General features: G+C 39.1%; 12 protein-coding genes. 6 read left to right on the top strand and 6 right to left on the bottom strand.

The genetic code is table 11. From position 1 onward, the window contains the following. Nucleotides 1–62: 62 nt before the first annotated feature. Nucleotides 63–1220 (bottom strand): FAD-dependent urate hydroxylase HpxO, encoded by a 1158-nt coding sequence (gene hpxO, locus ACF8D3_RS08515; RefSeq protein ID WP_392471098.1) that lies wholly within the window; start codon nucleotides 1218–1220, stop codon nucleotides 63–65. A 227-nt stretch (nucleotides 1221–1447) separates the two neighbouring features. Next, nucleotides 1448–2158: a FadR/GntR family transcriptional regulator gene (locus tag ACF8D3_RS08520; RefSeq protein WP_061519317.1), complete on the bottom strand. Its 711-nt coding sequence runs from the start codon at nucleotides 2156–2158 to the stop codon at nucleotides 1448–1450. 160 nt (nucleotides 2159–2318) lie between these two features. On the opposite strand from ACF8D3_RS08520, the gene alc reads away from it, so the two are divergent. Then, nucleotides 2319–3323: an allantoicase gene (gene alc, locus ACF8D3_RS08525; protein WP_392471100.1), complete on the top strand. Its 1005-nt coding sequence runs from the start codon at nucleotides 2319–2321 to the stop codon at nucleotides 3321–3323. Nucleotides 3324–3589: 266 nt separating this feature from the next. Continuing rightward, entirely contained in the window at nucleotides 3590–4123 is a 534-nt protein-coding gene (locus ACF8D3_RS08530; RefSeq protein WP_392471102.1) for an ureidoglycolate lyase, read from the top strand. Between the two features lie 12 nt (nucleotides 4124–4135). Here ACF8D3_RS08530 and ACF8D3_RS08535 read toward each other — a convergent pair whose 3' ends face one another. After that, nucleotides 4136–5149: an isopenicillin N synthase family dioxygenase gene (locus ACF8D3_RS08535; RefSeq protein ID WP_392471103.1), complete on the bottom strand. Its 1014-nt coding sequence runs from the start codon at nucleotides 5147–5149 to the stop codon at nucleotides 4136–4138. 673 nt (nucleotides 5150–5822) lie between these two features. Between ACF8D3_RS08535 and ACF8D3_RS08540 the strand changes: the two genes are divergently transcribed. Genes ACF8D3_RS08540 through ACF8D3_RS08555 form a run of 4 tightly spaced genes read left to right on the top strand, consistent with a single transcriptional unit; the run spans nucleotide 5823 to nucleotide 9903 of the window. Next, nucleotides 5823–6803 (top strand): ABC transporter substrate-binding protein, encoded by a 981-nt coding sequence (locus ACF8D3_RS08540; RefSeq protein WP_392471104.1) that lies wholly within the window; start codon nucleotides 5823–5825, stop codon nucleotides 6801–6803. A gap of 52 nt (nucleotides 6804–6855) precedes the next feature. Further along, nucleotides 6856–7677: an ABC transporter ATP-binding protein gene (locus ACF8D3_RS08545; protein WP_392471105.1), complete on the top strand. Its 822-nt coding sequence runs from the start codon at nucleotides 6856–6858 to the stop codon at nucleotides 7675–7677. Next, complete coding sequence (locus ACF8D3_RS08550; RefSeq protein WP_192412396.1) at nucleotides 7670–8464, top strand: ABC transporter permease; 795 nt, start codon at nucleotides 7670–7672, stop codon at nucleotides 8462–8464. The genes ACF8D3_RS08545 and ACF8D3_RS08550 overlap by 8 nt, the downstream gene beginning before the upstream one ends. Further along, entirely contained in the window at nucleotides 8461–9903 is a 1443-nt protein-coding gene (locus ACF8D3_RS08555) for an amidohydrolase family protein (RefSeq protein ID WP_392471106.1), read from the top strand. Before ACF8D3_RS08550 ends, ACF8D3_RS08555 begins: the two co-directional genes overlap by 4 nt. Nucleotides 9904–9984: 81 nt before the next feature. On the opposite strand, the gene ACF8D3_RS08560 is transcribed toward ACF8D3_RS08555, so the two are convergent. The 3 genes from ACF8D3_RS08560 to puuE form a co-directional block, all read right to left on the bottom strand. Beyond that, a complete protein-coding gene (locus ACF8D3_RS08560; protein ID WP_392471107.1) occupies nucleotides 9985–10425 on the bottom strand; it encodes a hypothetical protein in 441 nt (146 codons plus the stop codon). A gap of 349 nt (nucleotides 10426–10774) precedes the next feature. Further along, entirely contained in the window at nucleotides 10775–11338 is a 564-nt protein-coding gene (locus ACF8D3_RS08565) for a dihydrofolate reductase family protein (RefSeq protein WP_123774884.1), read from the bottom strand. A gap of 101 nt (nucleotides 11339–11439) precedes the next feature. Further along, nucleotides 11440–12390: an allantoinase PuuE gene (gene puuE / locus ACF8D3_RS08570; RefSeq protein WP_392471108.1), complete on the bottom strand. Its 951-nt coding sequence runs from the start codon at nucleotides 12388–12390 to the stop codon at nucleotides 11440–11442. Nucleotides 12391–12474: the final 84 nt, after the last annotated feature.

Here is a 12474-nt window from a genome sequence, read left to right on the forward strand (position 1 = left end):
CTATCTAAAATATTTAGACAAAAAAAACCCCCATTGAAGGGGGGAGTTAAAACTTGTAGCTATCAATCTAAAGGATTTCCAACAATATTGCTAATAATTCCTTGCATGATGTGTGATCCTTGTTCTGTATAGAGTGATTGATACCATTCTTCAGTCACTTTTTGATCTTTCATATGTGTTACATCGCAACGTTTACGCGCACGTAGTACCATTTCTTTGGTGCGATCATTACGTTTATTTTGATAACGCTCAAGCGCATCATCCAATCCGAAAGTATTTATCTGCAAAGCGCGTGCCAAGTAGATCGCATCTTCCATCGCTTGGCAACCACCTTGACCTATATCAGGGGTGGTACTGTGCGCCGCATCGCCTAATAACACCACGCGACCTTTATAAAAATTCATAAAAGGTTCAATGTCATGAATTTCGACACGATTGGTTCTTTGCTCATCTAAGCAATCAATCAATTGATGCACAGGTGCACACCAGTCTTGAAAATGCTCTTTTAATTCAGTTTTATATTGATCACGTTGGTTAGGTAAACCGACCTCTATGGGTACATCAAAGAAGAAATAGAATCGATTTTCCGCGACAGGCATGAGAGATACACGTTTTCCTTCACCTACATAAGTTGTCCATTGTTGTGCTGGTGCAATAGCCTCATTAATTTCAACCAAACCATTCCAGTTTACATAGCCTGCGTAGCGGCGTTCCACTTGATAGCCAAGAACAAATTTACGTGTAATTGAATGTGTGCCATCTGCACCAATTAAAAGATCAGCTTGGACTTGAGAACCATCGTGAAAATGCAAACAGACATGATTAGCATGATCTTCAATTGCCATCATTTTCATACCGAGTTTGATATCTTCCAGACCAAATTGCTGCATCAATAATTGTTGTAAATCAGCACGAGCAACAGGATAGGCTCGTTGCCCAACTTCTTTATAGAGTGGAGTTAAGCTGAATTGAGTCATGGTGTGCTGATTCAGTCCATCAACATAGGCAAGAGATTGCATATCTCCGCCCAATGCTTGAATCTGATCAGTCAGCCCTAAATAGTTAAGGCACTTTACACCATTTGACCAAAGTGAAATCGCAGCTCCAACAGGTAGAATCTCAGCAGCTTGTTCGTAGATCGTGACTTGATGACCAAACTTTTTTAAAGCGATACCAGCCGTTAAACCGCCCATACCTGCACCAACAATCGCAATATTCATTTTTAAGACCTTAAATATTTTATCAATACATCAAAAATTTCTAAGGAGTATTAAGCGAGAAGCGTGCCAATTTTATAAACTGGTTTTACTGGTCGTACCAGTTGTTTTGCATCATTAAAATGCAAGATAGGGTGAGGCGCAATATCATTGTTCAGAACGTGAAATAAAGTGGTGCAACTTGTACTGATCTTATCGGTTAGACATATTCAAAGTTAATTTGCGTACGTTTAGCTATCATGTCGAGAAAAATAAACACCAGCTCTTTGTGCAGCACCAATAATATGTGCGCGCATGGCTTTTTCAGCAGCAGGTGCGTCTTGTTGGAAAAGTGCTTGCAATATCAAATCATGTTCTTGAATGGTCTTGAATGCTAAGTTTGGTTGAACAAATGGAAGAATTTGACTCTTTTTAATCCATTCAGTATGCATTTTAAGAGTTTGAATAATAGATTGATTGTGACTCAACTCGATCACATGTTGATGAAACGCATAGTCAAATTCAGAAGCGGCTTGCCAGTCCTGTTCTTTGATTGCATGTGCTAGATTTTCATAATATTGCTGCAATATTGTTTTATCTTGTTCAGTTAAATATTCACATGCAAGTAGGGCACAAAAGCCTTCAAGTACATAGCGTAATTGATAAAAGTCTTTTAATGAAACTCGATGTTCTCCATCCCATTGTTCAGCCGCTTGGCTATGTTGTGAGATGACATAAACGCCTTTACCTGCTTTGATTTCTAAGAGACCTAAGGCTGCAAGACGAGTCAGGGCTTCACGTAAAGAGGCGCGGCTTATGCCGAGTTGTGCCGCTAAATCACGTTGCGAGGGCAAGGCTGATCCAATCGCATAGCTGCCTTGTTGAATGCGTTGATGAATCACTTCCACAGCTTGCTCAGTCACCTGAGATGATTTTCCATTGAGCACAGCTTGTGGGTTCATTGGCGACGCATCCAAAAATAATAAACAGTTTGATTCTACACAAAAATTACGATTTTTTTAGTGACTCAATTAAAAATTAGGAATATTTTTATAACAGGTCAGACCAGTTGGACTGGATTTTGCATAATTGAATTGAAGTAAAAATATTTAGGATTGATCAATGACGGTGCATATAGCGAAAACAGTAACTTTACCAGATCATTTACAGGGTTTAACGAATTTGGCTGATACCCGAATTGGTGCAACCATTGTGTCTTGTTCAGATGATTTTTTCGCAGAAGCCAAAAGAATGCTTCAAACTGAACCAGCCAAATTCATCGAAGGTAAATATGATGACAATGGTAAATGGATGGATGGTTGGGAAACCCGACGTAAACGCGAAGCAGGCTATGACTGGTGTGTTGTCCGTTTAGGAGTTACTGGAACAGTCTCTGGTTTTGACATTGATACTTCATTTTTCACAGGAAATTATCCTGCATCGGCGTCAATTGAAGGATGTTATGCACCTGATGAGCAACTCGATCAGGTGGAGTGGATTTCATTATTAGAAAACTCAGTATTGTCACCTGATCATCATCATTTTTTTGAGTGTCATCCTCAAAAGATTACGCATATCCGTATCAATATTTTTCCAGACGGGGGAATTGCCCGTTTACGTGTCTATGGAAATGTTGTTTTAGAGCATGTAGATACGATTCAGCAAATGGATCTAATTGGATTGAAAAATGGTGGGCGAATCGTTGCCTATAGTGATGCACATTTTGGTCATCCCAATAACTTATTAAGTCCTGATCGTGGCATCAATATGGGTGATGGATGGGAAACCAAGCGTCGCCGTGAACCTGGATTTGATTGGTGCATTATTGCTTTAGGGCAGGCAGGTCATGTTGAAAAAATTGAAGTTGATACCGCTTATTTTAAAGGAAATTATCCTGCATTTTGTTCAATCCAAGCTGCGTATGTTAAGGATGCAACCGATGCGCAATTGATTCCTCAAAGTATGTTTTGGTCTTTTTTATTGGAGCAGCAACCTTTATCCATGGATGCAATTCATGAATATCTTGCAGAAGTTTTACAGCATCAAAAAGTGAATTATATCCGTGTAAATATGATTCCTGATGGTGGGATTAGTCGCATTCGTTTATGGGGAAAAATTATTAAGTAGTATTAGATATGAAATTTAGGTATTTATTTACTATCGCGTAGGCGGCATGGATGCCACCCGTTGGACTGCATTACATGGACGTAATGTCAGTCTAACAAATGGTTTTGCCTACTTTTCCCGAAATGAGAAACAACGTTTCGTAAGGTAGGGCGAACCGCAGGTTTATCCTGAGATTTGATGATAACTCAGAATGACTCTGCTAATCATTTTCCAATAATTAGATAACTTTTAAATTAAATTCAAGGTATTAAAGTGAAAATCAATCTATGAAGAAAAGTATCCAGATTCAGCCATTAACTCAAGCCAACTTCGCAGCTTTTGGTGATGTGATTGAAAAAGAAAACCATGATTTTTTTCCAATTAATCAAGGTTTGACAGAGCGCTATCATGCATTGTCTATTACACAAGTGTCTGGTGACAATGTTGCTGTCGGTATAAGTGTTTTCCATAATTTATCTGCAACAGAGATTCCATTCAAAATTGATATGTTGGAGCGTCATCCTTATGGTTCACAGTCGTTTATCCCATTACAACAACAGAAATTTGTGATTGTGGTGGCATTACCATTTGATGAAACACGACCTGATGAACAACAGATTTATGCCTTTTTATCCAATGGTCGGCAAGGTGTGAATTATCATCAAGGGGTTTGGCATCATCCACTCATTACTTTAGAAGCCAAAAGTGATTTTTTAGTGGTGGATCGTATCGGTGAGGGCAAAAATTGTGATGTGCACCATTTGGTTCAGTCATGTTGGATTATTGAACAACAGCTGCAGTCAGAGATAGTGAGTCTCTGACCGCAAATTTACTCAGTATTTCCCTTCAAAATTTGCACTAATTCTTTGTTTTAAATATTCCTTAGCCGTGATCGCTGGGTATTTCTTTTTAGGGCTTTCAATCACAACATCTTCATTGGCTTGACAAAAAAATGCCAAACTATATCGTGCACCCTGATATTCATGGGCTTCAGGATTTTTGACACGATGGAAATTAGATGGCAATTGATCATCGCTCCAACGCATCAGCATATCGCCAATATTACAGGTAATCACATCGTCTCTTGGTTCAATGCAGGTCCATTGTTGTTGTTCCATATCTTTACCAGGACAGACTTGCAAGCCGCCTTGACCTTTGCGCTGGAACAATAAAGTTAAGCAATCAAAATCAGTGTGTGCACCTGCACGCCATAAACCAAGTTGATCTTTAATGGCTGGATCGATTGCATAGTAGTGCAACATCCGCAGAGTACTTTGATATGTTTCTTGGTCTGGATCATGTGCAAGCGCAAAGAAATTATCTGCAAAGCCAAGTTTGTAGGCGAAGCAAGATAATATTTTCATACCGACTTGCCAGCAAGATTTCTCAAACTCTAGCATGGTTGCTTTAAATGTCGGTAATTCTTGTTCGCTTGGATATAAGCCAGCCATACGTGGGCGAGTGATTTGATAAGATTCTTTTTGATCAGGTGTACTGGTGGATGGTCGAATTTGCGCTTTACTTTCCCAGCCCGCATTACGGTTCAATGGGTATTGTGCTTTGATGTGTTCAGGAAGATTGAAAAAGTTTTCAGTCATTTCAAAGGCATTTTTGATTTGATCTAAATCAATGCCATGATTTGAAACTTGAAAAAAACCAATATCTGTTGCGGCTGACCAGAGCTGATCTGCTATGTCATACTTACGTTGTTCAAAGTCAGATAAATCAATCACGCGAACTTCACGTTCAAATGTTTCTTGACCTAAAGCGCCCATGCGAGATTCTTTCTGAAGTTCTTCGAGGCTGTAGTTATTTTCTTCAGCTAAGTTGGTCATGTTTGTATTCATATTTCACCTCAATTTTTGGATAGACCATGACCCAATCAAATTGAATGAAAGGCGACTGGGTCATTTTTTCAAAAAAGAGCAACACTTTCTAAATCAATAGAAAGTGAGCTTATTTCTGAGCAATGACCCACATATATTTTTAGATATATGCTGAACGCTTCTACTCTGACAAATCTATATAAGCATTTTCTATACCAATGTTTATAAATAAGTCATGAACGAGATTGCTATATAAAAAGTCTTAGATTTTCGACTGTTTAGCTAAAAATAAATCAATAGGTTTGGTGGCTAATTTAATATTTGATTCTTTTTTGCGCATGGTATGGACTTAAAATGGTGCATTTTATTTTTTTATCTAAAATAATTCAGAATAAAGCGCAGATGTTAGTGAAGAATGAATAGCTAACATCAATATGCAATCTAGTCTGTTAATCTATCTATATGAAAAATATCTATTAAATAAATACTGGCATGGTGTTTGCTAAATCATAAGTGAGTATAAGCGGTTAGTGTGTATTACACATGGGACATTGCTCTACAGCGTTAGCTGTTCCTCTTTTGGGGACAAAGTCATTATTTGGCTTTGAGAGAATCTGTGTGCTTTTATACATTTGGTTTTGATTCCCCTAAAAGAATAGCGAAATGAGTTCATACATATTTAGGGGTCTTACTTATGAAAATTCAGCACTATGTAGGCAAAGGACGATTAACTGTCATTGCAAGCGCATTATTATTCAGTTCATTTACTCAAGCTGCCGATAAATTGGTTCTACAAACCACATGGTATGCACAAGCTGAACAAGGTGGTTACTATCAAGCTTTAGCACAAGGGATTTATAAAAAATATGGTCTAGATGTCGATATTAAAATCGGCGGGCCACAAGTCAACAATATGACTTTATTACTCTCAAAACGTGCAGACATTATTATTAATTACGATTTACAAGTTCTTAAAGGAATTGAAAGCAATTTTCCAATCAAAGCGATTGCTGCACCATTTCAATTTGATCCACAAGGCATACTCACACATAGCGATGTTAAATCTTTAGCAGATCTAAAAGGAAAAACGATTCTTGTCTCGACGAGCGGTCAAGCAAGCTGGTGGCCTTGGTTGAAAGGTAAATATCATTTAAATGCAGCTCAAGCACGTCCGTATACATTTAACATGCAGCCATTCCTTGCAGGGAAAAATGTTGTGCAACAAGCCTATGCGACTTCAGAAGTGTTACAAGCGAAAAAAGCTGAACCTTCAAGTAATTTCTTCTTATTTGCCGATGCTGGTTATCCTGCTTATGGCGGTATTTTGGTTACACGCAATGATGTGATTCAAGCAAAGCCAGATGTGCTTCGCCGTTTTGTTCAAGCCTCGATGGAGGGTTGGAAAAATTATTTAGCAGATCCGAAATTAGGAAATGCAGTAATTAAAAAAGAAAATCCAAATATGAATGATGAGCTACTGGCTTTTGCTGTAGATCAAATGCGTAAACGCAATTTAATTGACGGTGGCGATGCAAAAAAAATGAGTGTTGGTGTGATGACCGATGCCCGTTGGAAAGCAACACGTGACTTTATGGTGGGTGCAGGTTTACTCAATGCCAAAACCAATTGGAAATTGGCTTATACAACACAGTTCGTTAATACTGCGAAGAAATAAGCTGTTTTGAATCGGTTAAGAAAATAGGGCATTTGCACGAAGGGGAAACCATATGAATTCAGCTTTATCTGTTGATATTCCAGTCAAAGAATCATCAAATTTCGTAACGCCAATGATTATGGTCAGAGGCGTAGAAAAAACTTATCCAAATGGCACACATGCATTACAACGTTTAGACCTCAATATTGCGCGTGGTGAAATTGTCTCTTTGCTTGGACCATCGGGGTGTGGCAAAAGTACATTATTGAAAATGTTTGCTGACCTTGAGCAGCCTTCGGCGGGTCATGTGCGTTGGAACGGCAAGGCTGATATTCAGTCACAATGCAAAATGGCAATGGTATTTCAGGAAGCCACTTTAATGCCGTGGTCAAATATTGAAGATAATGTACGTTTACCTTTGGATTTAAGGCATGTTGCCAAGTCAGAAAGTACGCCAAAAGTCCACGAAGCTTTAAAAGCTGTAGGTTTGGATAAATTTGCCAAAGCCTATCCAAGAGAACTATCTGGCGGTATGCAAATGCGTGCTTCACTTGCAAGAGCATTGGTTACAGAACCTGATTTATTACTGATGGATGAACCCTTTGGCGCTTTAGATGAGTTTACGCGGCATAAATTAGATAGTGACATTCGCAAACTTTGGTCAGAGCGTGATCTAACGGTCGTGTTCGTTACCCATAGTATTTATGAAGCAGTTTATTTGTCTTCACGTGTGATTGTGATGGGTGCACGCCCAGGGCGAGTGGTTGCAGATCTACCTGTTGATGGACCGTATCAACGCGATGAATCTTTTAGAACCTCTGAAGGCTTTATCAAACAATGCTCTCATCTTTCTGAATTATTAGCCGAAGCAAGTGGAGGGCATGATCATGATTAAACCTTTATTGCAAAATCCTGCGATCCAGCGTATTGCTGCGCCACTGAGTTTAGGTTTGTTGCTACTTCTAGTTTGGCAACTGAGTTTTCAACAGATGAATATTCCTGTTTATATCGTGCCGAAACCGAGTGACATTGCAATGAGCATGATCAATCAATCTGGTTTGCTATTTGGTAGTTTATGGGTCACTTTGAAAATTACGATGTTGGCGTTTGCGTGTGCAGTCATCATTGGAACTTTGGTTGCTTTCGTATTTGTACAAAGTCGTGTGCTTGAGGCATGTTTTATGCCGTATGCAATTTTATTTCAGGTTACGCCGATTGTTGCAATTGCGCCATTGGTAATTATTTGGATTCAAAATACAACTTTGGCTTTGGTTGTGTGCGCCATGTTAGTGGCAATTTTTCCAATTTTAACCAATACAACTCTCGGGTTACGCAGCGTAAATAAAGGCTTGCTTAATTTATTTCAGATTAATAAAGCAAGCCGTTGGCAAATTTTAATGCGCTTACGAGTACCAAATGCATTGCCTTATTTCTTTGGTGGTTTACGAATTTCCTGTGGTTTGGCTTTGATCGGTGCAGTGGTATCTGAGTTTGTTGCAGGAGCAGGTGGTACTAGTGCTGGCTTGGCGTATCAAATCCTACAAGCGGGTTTCCAGTTAGATTTACCATTAATGTTTGCCGCTTTATTTTTAATTACTTGTACAGGTCTAGGATTATTTGTCGCGATGTCTTTGTTGAGTCGGATTTTCTTAAATAAATGGCATGAGAGTGAACAAGTATGATGAACAACAGTTATTTAATTAAAAATGCCCATGCGATTTTGACAGGTTTATCAGCGAATGCCGCGCGGTCTTCTGCTACTGATATTCGTATTCAAGATGGTAAAATTAAGGAAATAGGTCAGCTTAGGCAACAACCACATGAACAGGTGGTGAGTGCAAAAGATTGCGTTATTTATCCAGCGTGGGTCAATACACACCATCATTTGTTTCAATCTTTACTGAAAGGTGAGCCGCAAGGCTTAAATCAAAGCTTAACAGTTTGGCTTGCCAGCACCCCATATCGTTTTCGTGGTGCATTTGATGAAGAAACATTTAGAGTTGCAGTTCGTATTGGCTTAATTGAATTATTACGTTCGGGCTGTGCAACAGTTGCCGATCATCACTATTTATATTGGCCAAAAATGCCGTTTGATGGCGCTGCGATCTTATTTGATGAAGCAGATAAGTTGGGCATGCGTTTTGTGTTGTGTCGAGGTGGTGCAACACTCACGCGAGGTTTAGAAAGTGAATTACCACAGGCGTTGCGCCCTGAAAAGTTCGATGACTATATGGCGGATATTGAGCGCTTAGTGCATTTATATCATCAACCAAATAGTCATGCTTTTCGTAAAATTGTGATGGCGCCGACATCAACTTTGCACTCAACAACAGCGCAACAGTTTCGGGAAAGTGCCAAGATCGCGCGTCAACTAGGTATCCGAATGCATAGTCATTTATCTGAAACGGTAGATTATCTGGATGCGGCAAAAGCCAAATTTAACATGACGCCTGTGCAATATTGTGCCGAAAATGATTGGGTGGGAGATGATGTTTGGTTTGCGCATCTCGTGAAGCTATTACCAGAAGAAATTCAAATCTTGGGGCAAACCCATACAGGTATTGCACATTGCCCACAAAGTAATGCGCGTTTGGGCAGTGGTATTGCTGATTTAGTGACTTTAGAAAAGGCTGGCATGACCATTTCGATAGGTGTTGATGGAGCAGCATCAAATGAGGCTGCTGATATGTTGTCAGAAACACATGCAGCTTGGTTATTGCAACGTGCTCGAAAAGGGATGTTGGCTGTCCCACAGTACGAGGGTGGGCAATTTGAAGGCGGGGCTGATGCTGCGACTATTGAAGATATTGTACGTTGGGGCACAGTTGGAGGCGCTAAAATCTTAGGCTTAGATCAAGTGGGTACGATTGAAGTAGGTCAACAAGCTGATTTAGTGCTGTATCGTTTAGATGATCCTCGTTATTTTGGCTTGCATGATATGGCAATTGGCCCTGTTGCAAGTAGTGGTCGGGCACATATCCAAGCAATGTTTATCGCAGGGAAAATGGTGATGGAAAATGATCAAATTCCTGATTTAGATATGATGGAATTGGCTGCACAAGCTAAGGATGCAGTAAAACTCTTGCAACAGAGGAGTGTGGAAATGGCGAAAATAGCCTAAGCTAAAATAATGGATTACCTTATGAAATTGGATAGTACTTTTTCTTAAATAGTAACTATCCAAGAGTTAAAATCAGAGTGTCTATATTTTAGCTAAAAATTCGGTTGTATTTCCGCCTTCACATTTCCAATCTGCAAATACACCAATAAGTGAGCAAATTGCACAGCGACAGCCTATGTAGTACCAGCGGACATCATTTGATCCATCATAAAGTGCAACTGCAGATTCCAGTTCAAATTGTTGATTGTCACAAATACAAATATGTTCTTCTAGCTCAGCATCCTCAATATATTTAGCACTATCTCCCATTAAATGTGAGTGGTGACATTGAGTACAGATCCGCCTAGCAACTCCTTCATTTTCATCACTTTCTAAATAGAAAATATGGTTTCCATATCTACAAAAACTTGATGCAAATTCTTTTGTTTCATAGCCATTTAGGCGGCTATAACGAATGATCTCTAAACGCAAATCGTCTCGATTTATACCATACCAATATTTTTCTTTTTGATATAAAGACACTAAACACCTCTAATTCATTGTAAAGAAGCATCGTCATATTTCATGATTCAAATCTCCAAAAATCATCATTACTTATCATTAAATAATGGTACGGATTTAAATTTCAGTTTTATCGTGTTTAGTTATTTTCCATTTGGGTATTAAGAAATGTCGTATAAACGCATTTCATCAATTTGCAATCAGGTCATAAAATTGTATCAGCTAAAAAATTGGAAAAATCTTCCGAACAACCCATTTTATTTAACAAAATGGGTTATTTAGATTGGATTGAGGTGTGTTCTTCGATTGACTAGTGCGATCTACATTGTAGGTAAAACAGGCTGTTTAAAGGGGTTCAAAATTCTACCCCTCAAATCGTTGTACTACGCTCAACGGTATAATGCAGTTCAACCATGCCTTCACCCATTTGATGGACAGAGATCAATTTAAGTGTCGGGGCAAACACTCTGCGGGGAAATAAGGGCTTACCTTGTGCAAGGGTAACTGAACCAATTTGTATAATGAGTTCATCAAGTAAATTTGCATCGTAGAACTGTCCAGCCAATTCTCCACCACCTACAATCCAGATATTCTTGTCTCCGATTATGGATTGTATTTCAGCATAAACGGGAGTGATGTCTCCTTGCACAAAATGGATATTTGCCCCTTCAATTAAGGGTAGTTCACGACTGGAAAACACCCAAGCTGGCTGAGTATAAGGCCAAGATGAACCTGTTTCAGCAGCAACCTCTTCAGAATTATTTAATATCCATTCATAAGTTGCTGATCCCATCACTAAAGCACCAACATTTTTAATAAATGACGGATAACTTGAGTTATCCAGTTCACCTAAAGTAAATAACCATTCTAAAGAATCATTTTCAGTAGCAATAAATCCGTCTAGGCTACTCGCTGCAAAATATTGTACTTTCATCCTGATCATCTCCTTTATATAAAGGAGTATCTTAAAACGGATGTTTATTTAGATAAATTTTTTAAGTCGCATAAGCGACACTGAGTGTCGCTTTAATAAATCTAAGCTTGATAAGGATGATATTTATACCAATGTTCTGCAATTTGCTGACGCGTACATATCCAAACCTGATCATGGCTTTGAACATAATCCAAAAAGCGTTGCAATGCCTTAAAACGCGCAGGACGACCTAAAATACGGCAATGCATCCCAATCGATAACATTTTTGGGGATGTTGCGCCTTCTGTATACAACACATCAAAAGCATCTTTTAAATATTCAAAAAAATCCTCACTCCGATTAAAACCTGTTGGAGAAGCGAACTTCATATCATTGGTATCAAGGGTATAAGGAATAATAAGATGCGGACGAGTTTCGCCATTCTCTTTCGTCAATGATGACCAAAAAGGTAGGTCATCGCCGTAATAGTCACTGTCATATTGCACATGATCATAATCAGCTAACAGCTGACGTGTATTGGGACTATCGCGACCTGTGTACCAACCTGTCGGATACTCACCGAATAAATCTCTTAAAATTTGCATCGCCTCAGCCATGTGCGCTTTCTCTGTTTCAACATCGATATTTTGATAATGAATCCAACGCAAGCCATGAGAAACAACGTCATAGTGATTTTGTTTGATTGCTTCAACCACTAAAGGATTTCGTTGTAATGCCATCGCAACGGCAAAAATCGTCATCGGTAAATGACGTTTAGTAAACTCCTGTTGAATTCGCCAAAACCCGACACGTGAACCATACTCGTAGATGGAATCCATCGAAAGATGACGAGCAGGATAACTATCAGCCCCGCTAATTTCAGAGAGGAACTGCTCTGAGCCATCATCACCATGCAGAATATGTTTTTCACCGCCTTCTTCATAATTTAAAACAAATTGAACCGCAATTTTAGCTTGATTTGGCCACTGCGCATGAGGAGGGTGATTGGCATATCCGAGCATATCCCGAGGGTATTGAGCAGTGAGATGAGGCGATTTTTCTGAGATAGTCATGTGGATGCCTGATGATTCATAGTACGTGAAACTTCACATCAAATTACTCGATGATCTATTTTGGTGTCAAATAATAAATTTATT

Origin of the sequence: Acinetobacter sp. YQ_14 (genome assembly GCF_043102985.1) — a bacterium.
Taxonomy (GTDB): domain Bacteria; phylum Pseudomonadota; class Gammaproteobacteria; order Pseudomonadales; family Moraxellaceae; genus Acinetobacter; species Acinetobacter venetianus.